This window comes from Mycobacterium sp. E796 (assembly GCF_001672815.1).
Classification (GTDB): Bacteria; Actinomycetota; Actinomycetes; order Mycobacteriales; family Mycobacteriaceae; genus Mycobacterium.
The window spans coordinates 1-14,976 of record NZ_LZKK01000089.1 but is presented as its reverse complement, the minus strand read 5'-3'; the positions used below and the strand labels follow the sequence as shown (position 1 = coordinate 14,976).

General features: G+C 69.7%; 15 protein-coding genes, 1 tRNA gene and 1 pseudogene. 8 read left to right on the top strand and 9 right to left on the bottom strand.

The genetic code is table 11. The features are described from left to right. Positions 1-71: 71 nt before the first annotated feature. Genes hpt through dacB form a run of 4 tightly spaced genes read right to left on the bottom strand, consistent with a single transcriptional unit; the run spans position 72 to position 4,108 of the window. Positions 72-683: a hypoxanthine phosphoribosyltransferase gene (gene hpt, locus A5706_RS07615; protein WP_068128749.1), complete on the bottom strand. Its 612-nt coding sequence runs from the start codon at positions 681-683 to the stop codon at positions 72-74. Between the two features lie 43 nt (positions 684-726). After that, the gene (gene tilS / locus A5706_RS07610) at positions 727-1,686 is read right to left on the bottom strand and encodes a tRNA lysidine(34) synthetase TilS (protein WP_068128747.1); all 960 of its coding nucleotides are present in this window, start codon (positions 1,684-1,686) and stop codon (positions 727-729) included. Next, a complete protein-coding gene (locus tag A5706_RS07605; protein ID WP_068128787.1) occupies positions 1,665-2,726 on the bottom strand; it encodes a zinc-dependent metalloprotease in 1,062 nt (353 codons plus the stop codon). The genes tilS and A5706_RS07605 overlap by 22 nt, the downstream gene beginning before the upstream one ends. Continuing rightward, on the bottom strand, positions 2,723-4,108 hold the full coding sequence (dacB, locus tag A5706_RS07600) for a D-alanyl-D-alanine carboxypeptidase/D-alanyl-D-alanine-endopeptidase (protein ID WP_156767007.1): 1,386 nt from the start codon (positions 4,106-4,108) through the stop codon (positions 2,723-2,725). Before dacB ends, A5706_RS07605 begins: the two co-directional genes overlap by 4 nt. A 115-nt stretch (positions 4,109-4,223) precedes the next feature. Here dacB and A5706_RS07595 point away from each other — a divergent pair, with 115 nt between their 5' ends. Both A5706_RS07595 and A5706_RS07590 read left to right on the top strand, forming a co-directional pair. Then, the gene (locus A5706_RS07595) at positions 4,224-4,721 is read left to right on the top strand and encodes an inorganic diphosphatase (RefSeq protein ID WP_068128744.1); all 498 of its coding nucleotides are present in this window, start codon (positions 4,224-4,226) and stop codon (positions 4,719-4,721) included. 56 nt (positions 4,722-4,777) lie between these two features. Continuing rightward, positions 4,778-5,470, top strand: coding sequence for a hypothetical protein (locus tag A5706_RS07590; protein WP_068128742.1), 693 nt, complete (start codon positions 4,778-4,780; stop codon positions 5,468-5,470). 112 nt (positions 5,471-5,582) lie between these two features. Here A5706_RS07590 and A5706_RS07585 read toward each other — a convergent pair whose 3' ends face one another. After that, entirely contained in the window at positions 5,583-6,668 is a 1,086-nt protein-coding gene (locus A5706_RS07585) for a DUF475 domain-containing protein (RefSeq protein ID WP_068128785.1), read from the bottom strand. Positions 6,669-6,758: 90 nt separating this feature from the next. Between A5706_RS07585 and A5706_RS07580 the strand changes: the two genes are divergently transcribed. The 3 genes from A5706_RS07580 to A5706_RS07570 are packed head-to-tail and all read left to right on the top strand — an operon-like array spanning position 6,759 to position 9,100. Continuing rightward, positions 6,759-8,033, top strand: a complete 1,275-nt coding sequence (locus A5706_RS07580; protein WP_068128783.1) for a hypothetical protein — start codon at positions 6,759-6,761, stop codon at positions 8,031-8,033. 24 nt (positions 8,034-8,057) lie between these two features. Continuing rightward, positions 8,058-8,753, top strand: coding sequence for a glycosyltransferase family 2 protein (locus A5706_RS07575; RefSeq protein ID WP_068128740.1), 696 nt, complete (start codon positions 8,058-8,060; stop codon positions 8,751-8,753). Then, the gene (locus A5706_RS07570) at positions 8,750-9,100 is read left to right on the top strand and encodes a DUF2304 domain-containing protein (RefSeq protein WP_068128739.1); all 351 of its coding nucleotides are present in this window, start codon (positions 8,750-8,752) and stop codon (positions 9,098-9,100) included. Before A5706_RS07575 ends, A5706_RS07570 begins: the two co-directional genes overlap by 4 nt. A 177-nt stretch (positions 9,101-9,277) precedes the next feature. On the opposite strand, the gene A5706_RS07565 is transcribed toward A5706_RS07570, so the two are convergent. Beyond that, on the bottom strand, positions 9,278-10,222 hold the full coding sequence (locus A5706_RS07565; RefSeq protein WP_068128737.1) for an NAD-dependent epimerase/dehydratase family protein: 945 nt from the start codon (positions 10,220-10,222) through the stop codon (positions 9,278-9,280). Here A5706_RS07565 and A5706_RS07560 point away from each other — a divergent pair. Beyond that, complete coding sequence (locus tag A5706_RS07560) at positions 10,188-12,029, top strand: hypothetical protein (protein ID WP_231985110.1); 1,842 nt, start codon at positions 10,188-10,190, stop codon at positions 12,027-12,029. The two genes, A5706_RS07565 and A5706_RS07560, sit on opposite strands and share 35 nt — an antisense overlap. Before the next feature lie 115 nt (positions 12,030-12,144). Here A5706_RS07560 and A5706_RS07555 read toward each other — a convergent pair whose 3' ends face one another. Next, positions 12,145-12,387, bottom strand: coding sequence for a hypothetical protein (locus A5706_RS07555; protein ID WP_068128735.1), 243 nt, complete (start codon positions 12,385-12,387; stop codon positions 12,145-12,147). Positions 12,388-12,525: 138 nt separating this feature from the next. On the opposite strand from A5706_RS07555, the gene A5706_RS07550 reads away from it, so the two are divergent. After that, on the top strand, positions 12,526-12,759 hold the full coding sequence (locus A5706_RS07550) for a hypothetical protein (protein ID WP_068128733.1): 234 nt from the start codon (positions 12,526-12,528) through the stop codon (positions 12,757-12,759). Between the two features lie 26 nt (positions 12,760-12,785). Here A5706_RS07550 and A5706_RS07545 read toward each other — a convergent pair. Next, positions 12,786-12,861, bottom strand: a tRNA-Thr gene (locus tag A5706_RS07545). A gap of 60 nt (positions 12,862-12,921) precedes the next feature. Next, complete coding sequence (locus A5706_RS07540; RefSeq protein ID WP_068128731.1) at positions 12,922-14,139, bottom strand: DNA polymerase III subunit delta'; 1,218 nt, start codon at positions 14,137-14,139, stop codon at positions 12,922-12,924. 106 nt (positions 14,140-14,245) lie between these two features. Between A5706_RS07540 and A5706_RS07535 the strand changes: the two are divergent. Next, positions 14,246-14,976, top strand: a pseudogene (locus A5706_RS07535) (adenylate/guanylate cyclase domain-containing protein); the annotation flags it as partial.

Below are 14,976 nucleotides of genomic sequence, written 5' to 3'. Positions count from 1 at the left end.
TCGAGTGACTAGCACGCTCGCGTCGATCTCGCTGTCCGAAAAACTTGTCCGACACGCCGACTAACCGCTAACTACTGCTCGTAGACCCGGGGATCCAGGGTGCCGATGTAGGACAGGTCTCGGTAGCGCTCGTCGTAATCCAGGCCGTAGCCCACCACAAAGTCGTTGGGAATGTCGAAGCCCACGTAGGCGATCTCGACTTTGGCGCGCATCGCGTCCGGCTTGCGCAGCAGGGTGCAAACCCGCAACGAACGCGGATGCCGGCTCTTCAGATTGCGCAGCAACCACGACAGGGTCAGCCCCGAGTCGACGACGTCCTCGACGATCAGCACGTCGCGATCGTGGATGTCGCGGTCCAGGTCCTTCATGATGCGCACCACGCCCGACGAGGACGTCGAGGAGCCGTAGGAGCTGACGGCCATGAACTCGAACTGGGTGGGCACCGGGATCGCGCGGGCCAGGTCGGTGACGAAAATCACCGCGCCCTTGAGCACGGTGATGAGCAACAGATCCTCGCCGGTCTGGGCGGCAAGGTCGCGGTAGTGGTTGCCGATCTCCTCCCCGAGCTCGGCGATGCGCGCCTGGATCTGCTCGGCGGTAAGCAGCACGGACTTGATATCCCCCGGATACAGCTCCACGGGCTGCGCGGGGGTGACAGCCGGGGAGATCTGGGCCACGCCCACAGAGTGCCACGCCAGCGGCCGAATAACCAATGACCGCCCCCGTTTACACAGGTTCACGCCACATCGTGAGCACGCCGTCGCGCCGCCCGGCGATCAATCGCTCACCGCGCAGCGCGGAGCCCACCGCGACCCCGCCCTGCCCTCGCCACGCCGTGACGAGCGTGTCGACGCCGCGAATCTGCTTGTCGGTCAACCCGGTCGCGCCCCCGGCCAGCAGCCAGCCGCGGATCACCCGCCGTCGAACCGGGTCCGGCAGCGCGGCCAGCTCCCCGGCCTGAAGGCCCGCCCCCGCCCGCACCCCGGGCAGCGCCTGCGCGGCGAGCGCATCGATCAGCTCGGTGTCCTCGCGCAATGCGGTCGCGGTGCGCGCCAACGCCTGCGCCACACCGCCGCCCAGCACGTCCTCCAGCAGAGGCAGCACCTCGAGGCGCAGCCGGGCCCGAGTGAAGCGGCGGTCGGTGTTGTGCGGGTCGTGCCAGGCGGTCAACCCCAGTTCCGCGCACGCGGCGTGGGTCGCGGATCGCCGCACCCCCAGCAGCGGCCGGCACCACGGCGGATCGTGCGGCCGCATGCCGGCGATCGAGCGGCCCCCGGAGCCGCGGCCCAGACCCAGCAGCACCGTCTCCGCCTGATCGTCGAGAGTGTGCGCCAACAGCACCGGGCCGTCGCCGGAGGCGCTCAGTGCCGCATAGCGAGCCGCGCGGGCCGCCGCCTCCGGGCCGCCGTCCTTGCCCACCTCCACGCAAAGCACTTGGGCTTCAACGCATCCCAGCGCGAGCGCCTGCTGCCGGGCGGTCTCGGCGACGGCGGCCGACCCGGGTTGCAGGCCGTGGTCGACGATCACGGCGGTGGTGGGACGGAGCGCGGCGGCGACCGCGGTGAGCGCCAGGGAGTCGGGACCGCCGGATAGCGCCACCCGCCACCGCTTTCCGGTGGCGAGATAGGTGTCGGCGAAAGCCTCGACAGCCGTGCGCAGCTGCCCTACAGCACCCTGTCGATCCATCGCTGGGGGTCTTCGATCTCGGCGGGCAGCGGCAGCGTTTCGGGGCCCGACCAGATGGTGTTGAACCGCTGCATTCCGACCTTGCCCACGACGTGGTCGACGAATGCCTTGCCGCGGGTGTATTGGCTGAGCTTCGCGTCGAGCCCGAGGAGCGCGCGCAGCAGCCGCTGCAGCGGCGGCTGCTTGCGGTGGCGGCGCTCGTCGAATCGGCGGCGAATGGTGGCCACCGACGGCACCACGACCGGCCCGACGGCATCCATCACGTGGTCGGCGTGGCCCTCCAGCAGCGTCCCGAGCACCAGCAGCTGGTCCAGGGCCTCGCGTTGGGGCTCCGACTGCACGGCGCGCACCAGGCCGAGAATCCCCGAGGAGGTGCCGTCCGACGCGGCAGACCCATCCGCGCCGTTGGCACGGCTACGGACGAATTCGGCGAGCCGGGTCGCCACCTCCCGCATGTCCTCTCCCGCGTCCTGCGTCAGCAGTCCCAGCGCCTTGGACATGTAGTCGGACAACCACGGGTTGGCGGTGAACTGGACCCGGTGGGTCACCTCGTGCAGGCACACCCACAGCCGGAAGTCGGAGGGATCGACGCGAAGCTGGCGCTCGACGGCGATGACGTTCGGATAGACCAGCAGCAGGCTTCCCTGTTTCGCGGCCGCGAACGGGTCGTACTGGCCGAGGATCCCCGACGACACGAACGCCAGCACGGCGCCCGTCTGCGCGCCGGTGATGCGGCCGGCGAAAAACCCGCGCGGCTTGTCGGTTCCGTTGGTCATCACCCGCATCGACTCGGCGGCCGCACCGATCCACTGCAGGCGGTCAACGATGCGGGCCGGCGGCACGTCGCCGTCGGTAATCAGGCCGGTGACTTCGCGCACGGGCGGTTCGGCTTTGGCGGCCGCGCTGGTCAGCTCGTCGATCACCTGGCGACGGGTGTAGTCACTGGCCGCCGGGCCGGGCCGGGCCAGGCGCTGACCGACCGTCGCCGCGAACTGCCAGTCGACGGCGGTCCCGAGGGTCAGGCCGGACGAGGCGCTCATGCGCACCCGCAGAACCACAGCTTGGTGGCCAGGGCGTCCATCGCATTGCGGCCGTTCGGGCCCGCGTCGTTGGACAGGAATGCGAACGTGAGCACCCGCCCGCTGCGGTCGGTCAGCACCCCGACCAGCGAATTGACCGCGGTCAACGAGCCCGTCTTGGCGCGCAGCCAGCCGGCGGGACCGCGGTCGGTGGCGGCGTCGAGGAACCGGTCGCCCAGCGTCCCGCTGCCGCCGGCGATAGGCAGCAGGTCCAGCAGCGCCCGCAGTGCCGGCTGGTCCGGGCCCGCGGCCGCCTGCACGACTCCGTCGAGCGTCTTGGCGGTCAGCCGGTCGTCGACCGAAAGCCCGCTGGAATCCAGCAGCCTGGCCCCGGCGGTGTCGACGTGCGCGGTGCTCAACCGGTTGGTCACCGCGTCGACGGCCCCGGCGAAGCTCTGCGGCCGGTTGATCGCGGCGGCGACCTCGCGGGCGATGCACTCGGCCAGCACGTTGTCGGAGTGGTCCATCATCTCGGACAGCCGCTGGACCAGCGGCGCGGACTGCACGACGGCCAGCTGCCGCGCGCCGGAGGGCGCCGTGGCGATCGTCACCGCGCCCGGGTCCAGGCCGAGGGCCTTGGCCAGCTCCCGTCCGGCGTCCAGCGCCGGCGTCTTGGACCGCCGCGAGTTGACCGTGGTCGGCTGGATGCGGCCGGCGTCGATCATCACCGACTCGATCGGCGCGATGTCGCCGTTGTCGACGTCGGCCGGGTCCCAGCCCTGCGCCATCGTCGGTCCGCTGAACGCTGAGATGTCCACCTGCACCGCGGTCGGGGTCACCCCGCTGCGGCGCACCTGCTCGGCGAGGTCGCTGATGCGCGCCGCACCGCGGTACCAGGTGTCCACGCCCGGCGGCGCGGCCGACAGCACCGGATCACCCGCGCCGACCAGCACGACGGGCCCCTGGGCGTTCTGGCTGCCCGCGACCACCCGGGTGCTGATCCGGGCCTGACGGTCCAGGGTCAGCAACGCCGCCGCCGCGGTCAGGACCTTGTTGGTCGACGCCGGCACCAGCGGCAGGTCGTCGGCCACCTGCCAGAGTTCCTTGCCGGTGATGGCGTCGGTGATCCGGCCACCCAGCCGGCCCAGGTTGGGATCGGCGGCCGTCGGACCCAGCGCGCCGGCCACCCCGGCGGGGCTGGGAGTTTCGGCGGTGTCGGCGACCGGGACCATGCCCGGCTTGACCGTCGGCGGGCGCGGCGGCGGCACCGGCACATGCGCCGCGCCGGCCCCGTGACCCCCCATGGTGAAAAACGTTGCCGCGGCCACCACCGCGGCGACGAACGCCAGCACGGCCAATCCGATGAACACCTGGGTGGATTTCCGCCAGCGAGTAGGACCCATCACTCTCCTGACTGTTTGAACCCATTCTGCCGAATCGGCCGCGATGCCCTCGACTAGGGTGATGCCCGACCCAACCGACCGACCCAGGTCCACCCCTCGTGAAGGAGCCCGCGCGGTGCAATTCGACGTCACCATCGAAATCCCGAAAGGTCAACGCAACAAGTACGAGGTCGACCACGAGACGGGCCGGGTGCGGCTGGACCGCTACCTCTACACCTCGATGGCCTACCCCACCGACTACGGCTTCATCGAGGACACCCTCGGCGAGGACGGCGACCCGCTGGACGCGCTGGTGCTGCTGCCGCAATCCGTGTTCCCCGGCGTGATCGTGGAGGCGCGCCCGGTGGCAATGTTCCGGATGGTCGACGAGGCCGGCGGCGACGACAAGGTGTTGTGCGTGCCGGCCGGCGACAGCCGGTGGGATCAGATCCAGGACATCGGGGATGTGCCGCCTTTCGAGCTCGACGTCATCAAGCACTTCTTCTCCCAGTACAAGGCCCTGGAGCCGGGCAAGTACGTGAAGACCGCCGACTGGGTTGACCGCGCCGAAGCCGAGGCCGAAGTGCAGCGTTCGGTCGAGCGGTTCAAGGCACAACCGCACCGACGCGGCTAACGCTCTGGGCGTAAGCGCTGCGCGCCACCCGGTGGCATCCTGGCGATGTGACCCCGATGTGGCATTTCGCCTCCAACTTCTGGTGGCTGATTTTCCCGCTGGGCGGCTCGATCGGCGCCGGCGTGCGGGCCGTCGTCGCCGCCAACGAGCGTCGGGCCGACCGACGGCTGGAGCGCTACCGGCTCAAGCAGCAGGCCAAGATCGCCGCGGCCGAGGCGGCCGGGCGCAACCGGGACAACAAGGAAGGCTCGCGCCGGGAGCTCACCAAAATCATTGCGGCGCATGATCGTACCGACGCCCGATGGTTCGACTACGAACTCGACCTCGCCAAGTTGCTGGACTTCCCGATGATGACGGACATGCGCGACCCGCTGACCATCGCGTTCCACAGGGCGAAGCGGCGCGCGGACCTGCTGCGCCCGGAACGCGCCCCGGACATCGAGGCCCTCGCCGGCGACCGCGCCGCGCAGGTGGAGTACCGCGACGCCGTCCACGAGTACATCAGCGCGTTCGAGATCGCCGAGGCCGAGGCGATTCGCCGCCGCCGCAGCGACTTCTCCGAGGACGACCAGCAACGGCTGGCGCGCGCGCAGCACCTGCTGCACCTGGCGCAGGACGAGGCGGCCACGCGCGAAGAACGACAGAGCGCCTACCTGCGGGCCACCAAGGAACTCGACGGGCTGATCGTGCTGCCGGCGCCGGCACGGGCCGCCATCGAATCGCGGATCGCGGGCCAGATCGAGGCTTAGCCCGACGACGATGCGGGCCGTGTAACGGCCCGCTGAGAAGTTGGGCAATCGGACTTAGCCCGACGACGATGCGGGCCGTGTAACGGCCCGCTGAGAAGTTGGGCAATCGGACTTAGCCCGACGACGCTGCGGCCTTGCGCCGATTGCGCAACACGCTCCAGCCCAAGGCCGCCCCGATGAAGACCACGCCCACCGAGGCGGTGACCGCCTCGGGCACCTGCCACCGGGGCTCGATGGAGACCAGCATGATCACGGACAGCGCGCCGATCGCCCAATGCGCGCCGTGCTCGAGGTACACGTAACGGTCCAGCGCGTCCTGCTGGACCAGGTAGATGGTGATCGACCGGACGAACATCGAGCCCACCAGCCCGAGGCCCAGCGCGATGACGATCGGGTCGGAGGTGATCGCGAAGGCGCCGGTCACTCCGTCGAAGGAGAAGGCGGCGTCGAGCAGCTCGAGGTAGATGAACAGCGTCAGCCCGGCCTTGCCGACCGCGCTGCCGGGCTTGCCGTCGGCCACCGTGTCGAGGTCCTGGGGCCGAAACGCCCGGCTTAACCCGTTGACGACCAGATACGAGATCAGTCCCAGCACCCCGGCGGTCAGCACCGTCGCGCGCTCGTCGTCGGAGTGCGTCAGCTCCGTCGACACCAGGACCAGCGCGACGCCGGCCACCACCACCGACACCTGACCGAGCCGGCCGATGCGGGCGAATGGGACCTCAATCCACTTGAGCCACTTGATGTCTCGGTCGTGAAACACGAAATCCAGAAACAGCATCAGCAGGAAGGTCCCGCCGAACGCCGCGATCTGAGGGTGGGCGGCGGCGATCAGCTTTTCGTAGCTGGGCGAGCCGTCCGGGAATTCCAGCGCGCCATGCGGCGGCGAGTTGAGCGCCAATTCGAACGCGCGGACCGGTCCGAGGCCGGCGGTCGCCCAGACGATCAGCAGCGGAAAAAACAACCGCATGCCGAAGACGGCGATGAGGATGCCCAGCGTCAGGAACATCTGCCGCCAAAACGGGCTCATCCGCTTGAGGATCGCCGCGTTGATGATCGCGTTGTCGAACGACAGGGATATCTCGAGAACGGCAAGCACCAGCAGCAGAAAGAGGGCGTTCGGCCCGCCGTGCAGATATCCGATCGCGAGGGCCGCGGCGGTGACGAACAGCGAGATCCCGAAGATGCGGAACGCGGCCATGGATCCTTCCCAACAGCCGCCCACAATAGCGACGACCTCGCCGGCGCGGGCCATCGACGTCGGCGCACTTACTATTTTCAAATTGTGGCGATGCCCGAAGCCGGCGGTACCCAAGCCTCCACCGGGGCCGGCCCGGTCGCGCGCGGCAGCGTGGCTCGGGTCGCCACCGCCACCGCGCTGACCGCGCTGTGCGGGTATGCGGTGATCTATCTGGCCGCCCGCGACCTGGCGCCGCGCGGATTTTCGATCTTCGGGGTGTTCTGGGGCGCGTTCGGGCTGGTCACCGGGGCCGCGTTCGGCCTGCTGCAGGAGACCACCCGCGAGGTCCGGTCGGAGCGCTACCTGCACGACATCGGGGCGGCCCCGGTCGGCCGCACCCATCCGCTGCGCATCGCCGCGATGGTCGGGGTGGCCGCGGCCGTCGTGATCGCCGGCAGCTCGCCCCTGTGGAGCGGGCGGGTGTTCGTCGAGGAGCGCTGGCTGTCGGTGGCGCTGCTTTCGGTCGGGCTGGCTGGGTTCTGCCTGCACGCCACCTTGCTGGGCATGCTGGCCGGCACCAACCACTGGACGTCATACGGGGCGCTGATGGTGACCGACGCGGTCATCCGGGTGACGGTCGCCGCGGCCGCGGTCGTGCTCGGATGGGGCCTGGCCGGATTCCTGTGGGCGACGGTGGCGGGCGCGACGGCCTGGCTGATCATCCTGGCGGCGTCGCCCACGGCCCGCGCCGCGGCCCGGCTGCTGACGCCCGGCAGCACCTCGACCTTCCTGCGCGGCGCCGCGCATTCCATCACCGCGGCCGGCGCCAGCGCGATCCTTGTGATGGGGTTTCCGGTGCTGCTGAAGCTGACCAGCGCCGAGTTGGGCGCCCAAGGCGGCGTCATCATCCTGGCCGTGACGCTGACCCGCGCGCCGCTGCTGGTGCCGCTGACCGCGATGCAGGGCAACCTCATCGCGCACTTCGTCGACGAGCGCAGCGACCGGCTTCGGGCGCTGCTTGCGCCGGCGGCGATCATCGGCGGCGTCGGTGCGGTCGGGGTACTGGCGGCCGGTGTCATCGGACCCTGGCTGCTGCGGGTCGCGTTCGGGGCGCAGTACCAGGCCAGCAGCGCGCTCCTGGCGTGGCTGACGGCGGCGGCCGTGGCGATCGCGATCCTGACGCTGACCGGTGCCGCGACGGTCGCCGCGGCGCTGCACCGGGCCTACGCGCTCGGCTGGGTCGGCGCGACCGTGGCGTCGGGGCTGTTGCTGATGCTGCCGCTGGCACTGCAGACGCGCACCGTGGTCGGCCTGCTGTGTGGACCGATGGTGGGAATCGGCGTCCATCTGGCGGCCCTCGCGCGCGCCGGACGCTTAACCGGCTGATCCTGGCTACCCTGGTGCACTTAGATGGCTACTGAATCCCAAGGCGTCTGGATCGTCATTCCCGCCTTCAACGAAGCCGCAGTGATCGGCGACGTGATAGCCGACGTCCGCTCGGCCTTCGACAATGTCGTCTGCGTCGACGACGGCAGCAGCGACGGCACCGGCGAGATCGCCCGGCGGGCCGGGGCGCACCTGGTGCGCCATCCGGTCAACCTGGGCCAGGGCGCGGCCATCCAGACCGGCATCGAGTACGCCCGCCGCCAGCCCGGGGCGCAGGTGTTCGCCACGTTCGACGCCGACGGCCAGCACCGCGTCAAAGACCTGGCCGCGATGGTCGAACGGCTCGGGGTGGGTGACGTCGACGTCGTCATCGGGACCCGGTTCGGCGCCCAGGAAGGCAGCCGGCCACCGCTTTTCAAGCGGATCGTGCTGCGGACCGCCGCGCGGCTGAGCCGGCGCGGTCGCCGACTTGGCTTGACCGACACCAACAATGGGCTGCGGGTGTTCAACAAGAAAGTCGCCGACGGGCTGGACATCACCATGAGCGGCATGAGCCACGCCAACGAGTTCGTCATGCTGATCGCCGAAAACCATTGGCGCGTGGCCGAACAACCGGTCGAGGTGCTCTATACCGAATACTCGAAGTCGAAGGGGCAGCCCCTGCTCAACGGCGTCAACATCATCTTCGACGGGTTTCTGCGAGGGAGGATTCTTAAGTGAACTGGATCCAGGTGCTGCTGATCGGGGCGATCATCGCGCTGCTGGTCTATCTGTTGCGGTCGCGCCGCAGCTCGCGGTCCAAGGCGTGGGTCAAGGTCGGATACGTGCTGTTCGTGTTCGGCGGCATCTACGCCGTGCTGCGACCCGACGACACGACGGTGGTCGCGCACTGGTTCGGCGTGCGCCGCGGCACCGACCTGATGCTCTACGCGCTGATCATCGCGTTCAGCTTCACCACCCTGAGCACCTACATGCGGTTCAAGGACTTGGAGTTGCGCTACGCGCGACTGGCCCGGGCGGTGGCGCTGGAAGGCGCGCAGGCGCCCGAGCAGCCGTCGAACGTGTAAGTCGCCTCGTGTCCAGTGAGGGCTTTGCGTGTGAACCCACATTGAAAGCCCGGACTGCACATTCAAGCCGCACCGACCGCCCAGCGGCTGGCTGCCCTCGTCCACCAAGCCGTCGAACGTGTAACCACTGCGAAAAACTCGGCCGAATTTCGCGATCAGTGCACGCTCGGCGCGGGGTCAAACAGTGTGTGCGTGGCGGAAGTACTCGACCGTGCGACGCACCCCGTCTTCCAGCTGCACCTGCGGGCGCCAGCCCAAAACCCTTTCGGCCAAACCGATGTCGAGGCACGAGCGCCTCAGATCGCCCAGGCGGTCCGGATGGAACTCCGGGTCGTCGGGTCCGCCGACGGCCGCGGCCACCGCAGAATGCAGTTGGCGGTCGGAGGTTTCGACGCCGGTGCCGACGTTGAACCGTTGCCCGCCGCCCGCGGTACCGGCGGCCTTGACGAACGCGTCGACCACGTCGTCGACGTACACGTAGTCGCGGGTTTTGCCGCCGTCCCCGAAGACCTTGGTGGGCTTGCCGGCCAGCAGCGCCTGGGCGAAGATCGCCACCACGCCCGCCTCGCCGTGCGGGTCCTGCCGGGGGCCGTACACGTTGGCGGGCGCGATGTGCGAGCAATCCAGCCCGTACAGATTGCGAAAGGTGTTCAGGTAGATTTCGCCGGCCACCTTTCCGGCGGCATATGGCGAAGAAGGGTTGGTGGGCACCGACTCGGGTGTCGGGTACACCGGCGGGGTGCCGTAGATTGATCCCCCCGACGAGGTGTGCACGACCTTGCGCACACCGGTCTGGCGCGCTGCCTCGGCCAGGCGGATGGTGCCGATGACGTTGACCGACGCGTCGAACTGGGGGTTGGCCACCGAGTGCCGCACGTCGATCTGCGCGGCCAGGTGAAACACCACCTCGGGCCGGTGCTCGTCGAGGATCGCGTGCAGGTCGGCCGTCACGATGTCCGCCTCGACGAATACGTGCGCGGGGTTGTCGGCAAGGTGCTCGAGGTTGGTCGCGCGACCGGTGGCGAAATTGTCCAGCCCCACTACCGTGTGGCCGTCGGCCACCAGACGGTCGACTAGCGTCGACCCGATGAATCCGGCTCCCCCGGTGACCAGTGCGCGCACCGGCCCACCATACAAGCGGGCCGCACGCACGACCCGCGTGCCTGGGGTCGCCCTGGCCGCGGCCGCGCTGATCGTCGCGCAGCTGGGGATCCGCGCGGTGCTCGCGTTTCGCGGCTATTTCTACTGGGACGACCTGATTCTCATCGGCAAGGCCGGAACGCAGGGCCTGCTGTCGCCGTCGTACCTGTTCGACGACCACGACGGCCACGTGATGCCGGCCGCGTTCCTGCTCGCCGGCGCGCTCATCCGGTTGGCGCCGCTGGACTGGACCGGCCCGGCGATCAGCCTGCTGGTGCTGCAGCTGCTGGCCTCGCTGGCGCTGCTGCGGGCGCTGTACGTCATCCTCGGCTGGCGGTGGGTGCTGCTGTTGCCGTTGACATTCGCGCTGTTCACACCGCTGGCCGTGCCGGGGTTCGCCTGGTGGGCGGCGGCGCTGAACTCGTTGCCCATGCTGGCGGCGCTGGCCTGGGTGTGCGCCGACGCGATCCTGCTTGTCCGCACCGGTAACCGGCGCTACGCGCTGACCGGTGTGCTGGCCTACCTCGGCGGGCTGCTGTTCTTCGAGAAGGCCGCCGTGATTCCGTTCGTCGCGTTCGCGGTGGGCGCGCTGCTCTGCCACGTGCGGGGTGACGGGCCGGCCCTCCGCACGGTGTGGCGGGCGGGCCGGCCGCTGTGGGTCGCGTCGCTGGCCCTGACCGCCGCGTGGATCGCGCTGTACCTGGCCGTGGTCAACCAGAAGCGGTGGAGTTTCGACCTGTCGATGACCGCCGACCTGCTGTGGCGCTCGATCACGCACGGCGTGGTGCCGGGGCTGGCCGGCGGGCCGTGGCACTGGGACCGCTGGGCCCCGGCCTCGCCGTGGGCCATTCCCCCGCCGCTGGCGATGGCGCTCGGCTGGCTGGTGCTGGCCTTAGCCGTCGCCGTGTCGCTGTTGCGCAAGCAACGCATCTGGCCGGTGTGGCTGACCGCGGCGGGCTACACCGTCGCCTGCCAGGTGCCGATCTATCTGATGCGGTCGTCGAAGCAGACCGCGCTGGAACTCGCCCAGACGCTGCGCTACCTGCCGGATCTCGTCGTCGTGTTGGCGCTGCTGGCCGCCGTCGCGTTGTGCGCGCCCAACCGGCCGTCCGCCGCGCGCTGGCTGGACGCCTCACCGAAACGCGCCGCCGCGACGGCGTTTTTGGCGGCGGCGTTCGTAGCCAGCAGCCTGTACTCGACGGCCACCTTCCTGACCAGCTGGCGCGACAACCCGGCCCAGCCCTACCTGCAGAACGCACGGGCCGCGCTGGCCGCGGCGCGCGCGTCCTCTGACGCGCCACTGCTGGACCAGGAGGTCGACCCGCTGGTGTTGCAGCGGGTGGCCGCCCCGGAGAACCTGGCCAGCCACATGTTCGCCCTACTGCATGATCGGCCCGAATTCGCCTCCGCGACAAGCCAATTACGCATGTTCGATAGCTCGGGCCGGCTGATCAAGGCGCGGGTCAGCTGGATCCGCACCATCGTGCCGGGACCCATGCCGCAGTGCGGGTACTTCGCTCAGCCGGACAAGCCGGCGCGGCTGATGCTCGACGGCCCGCTGCTGCCTGCCGATTGGACCGTCGAGCTCAATTACCTTGCCAACAGCGAGGGTTCGATGACCCTGTCGCTCTCCGAGGGTCCCGCCGTCAAGGTGCCCGTGCATCCGGGATTGAACCGCGTGTTTGTCCGGCTGCCGGGCGCCGGGGACGCCATCACCGTCCGCGCCAACACCACCGCGCTGTCGTTGTGCCTGGCGTCGGGTCCGGTCGGTTTCGTCGCGCCGGCCTGACTCGCCCGGCGCCTCGGCGCTCGCCGAGCGTGACGCCAGTGTCACGTTCGGCGTCGAGCGTGACGCCAGTGTCACGTTCGGCGCGCGCGAGATGCGCCGAAATTGCCCCGCTCTCTTAGGGATTGGCCCGCTCGGAGTTAGCGGCCTGGGAGCGAAGCCCTGCGACGACCCGCGGGAACGGGGGCGGCGTGGCGTCCCGCGGCTCGTGCTCGATGTGGGCCCATTGATGGGGCGCGAAATACCACGACCACCTGCCCTTGGTGTAACCGATCTTGAGAACCGCGCCGTCGGTGTCGAAATGTAGTTCGTCTCCGTAGGTGTTCTCGCTGCCATCGGCCCACACAACCTTGAATGTCATAGGAGCACGCTACGAAGGCTCACGGAGATCCGCTCGTCGGCCTCGAGTGCAGCGACGGGTTTTACGGTTCGTTAAGCGGCTCGTTTCGGATGCGCTACCGCCCTTTCAAAATCAGGCCATCAGTGCAACGATTCCCGGATGGGTGAACGCGATGCCGCCCAGGCCGTGGCATTGGTCCGGGCCTTGTGCGATTCGATCGACGAAATGACCCGCCAGCTTGCTTGGCTAGAACACCGGGGTTGCCGGCCCGAAGCCGACGCGCTGCGCCGGGACATCAACGAAGCACAGGGCCATATCAACCAGTTGCAACGCCGGTACCTGGGCCATAGGGAGCAAGCGCCCGCGCGTCGGCTTGCGCAACAGGCCCGCTGAACCGATCCGACATCGCGTACGAATAGTGGAGCCACCTAGGAGAATCGAACTCCTGACCTGCTCATTACGAGTGAGCCGCTCTACCGACTGAGCTAAGGTGGCGTGCCCTGCGGGCGGCACGAGTCTACGGCAGGCGGGCTGACCCGCCCAAGTCGCCGGAGGTCAATCCCGCAGTTCCTGGCCGAACGTGGCGACCATCGCGTCGACCGCGAACTTGGGTTTGACGTTGATCGCCAGCGCCTCGCGACATTCCAGCACTGCCTCGATGCAGCGCAGCAGCTTCTCGGGCGAGGCGTGGGCGGCCAGGGCCGCCACCCGATCGGCCATGTCGGGGTGGTTCGCCTGCACGCCGCCGGCGTTCGCCGACACCACGAGCGCGTCGCGAAAGTACGTCGCGAGGTCGATCAGCGCCCGGTCCAGGGCATCGCGCGACGCGCGCGTCTGGCGCGACTTCTGCCGTCGCTCAAGGTCCCTGATCGCACCCGTGGCACCCCGCAGCGCGCCCGCGGTGCCCTTGCCCGTGCCGCCCGCGCCGAGCGCCGTCCTCAGCTCCTCGGTCTCCGCCTCGGCACGGTCCGCCGTCAGCACCACGGCCTCGGCCTCGGCGGCAACCACCAGCTCCTCGGCGGCGGCGTAGGCGCGCGACGGGGTCGCCGCGTCGCGGACCAGGCCGAGCGCCCGCTCCCGTCGCTGCCGCGCATCGGAATCGGTGGCGAGCCGGCGCGCCCGCCCCACATGCCCGCCGCTGATCGAGGCGGCCCAGTTGGCCGTCTCTTCGTCCAGGCCGTCGCTCTCGACGAGCACCCGCGCGATCGCCTCGGTCGGCGGGGTCACCAGCGCCACGTGACGGCAGCGGGATCGCAGCGTGACCGCGATGTCCTCGGGGTCCACCGACGGCGCGCACAGCAGGAACACCGTCGACGGCGGGGGCTCCTCGACCACCTTCAGCAGCGCGTTCGCGGCGCCCTCGGTCAACCGGTCGGCGTCCTCGATCACCACGATCTGCCGGTGCCCGGTCGTCGGGCGCCGCGACGCGATCTGCACGATGGCGCGCATCTCGTCGACGCCGATCGACAGGCCCTCGGGGATCACCCGGCGCACGTCGGCGTGGGTGCCGGCCATGGTTGTCGTGCAGGCCCGGCACCGCCCGCACCCGGGGCCGCCGTCCTCGGCGGCCGAAGTGCATTGCAGCGCGGCCGCGAAGCACAGCGCGGCCACCGAGCGGCCGGAACCCGGCGGGCCGGTGATGAGCCACGCATGTGTCATAGTCCCGTCGGCCGGATCGCTGTGAGCCGGATCACCGCGGGCCGCGCGGGCGGCGGCGAGCAGCGTGGCCACCACGGCCTCCTGGCCTACCAGCCGCGTAAACACCCCGGACATCACCGGCAACAGTAGTGACACCGACCGACCGATACCGATCGGCCACCGGATCGGGATGAATCCGTGACATTTCCGGTCGTTTCGGCAGGTACGGCGACTTGCCGAGATTCTTATTGTTTTCCGCGAAGTCCGCCCTGCCCGATACTGTGGATTGGTGGCAACCGAGGCAGCACTGCCCGGGCGGATCAGCGCGTTCGCCCGGTGGGTGGTGCGCACGCCGTGGCCACTGTTCGCGCTGAGCATGCTGCAGGCCGACATCATCGGCGGACTGTTCGTGCTGGGCTTCCTGCGCTACGGCCTGCCGCCCCAGGACCGCATCCAGCTGCAGGACCTGCCGCCGGTCAACCTCGCGGTCTTCGTCAGCGTGGTGATCTTCCTTTTCCTCGCCGGGATCGTGTTCAACCTACGGCTGATGCTGCCGGTATTCCGCTGGCAACGCCGCGACAACCTGCTGGCCGAGGCCGACCCGGCCGCCACCGAGCTGGCCCGCAGCCGCGCGTTGCGGATGCCGTTCTACCGCACGATCACCAGCATGGTCGCCTGGTGCATCGGTGGCGTGGTGTTCATCATCGCCAGCTGGTCGGTGGCCAAGTACACCGCGCCCGTCGTCGCGGTCGCCACGGCGCTGGGCGCCGCCGCGACGGCGATCATCGGGTATCTGCAGTCCGAGCGGGTGCTGCGGCCGGTGGCGGTCGCGGCCCTGCGCAGCGGCGTGCCGGAGAACGTCAAGGCGCCCGGCGTGATCCTGCGCCAGATGCTGAGCTGGATGCTGTCCACCGCGGTGCCGCTGTTGGCGATCGTGCTGGCGGTGGTGGCCGACAAGGCCTCGCTGCTGCA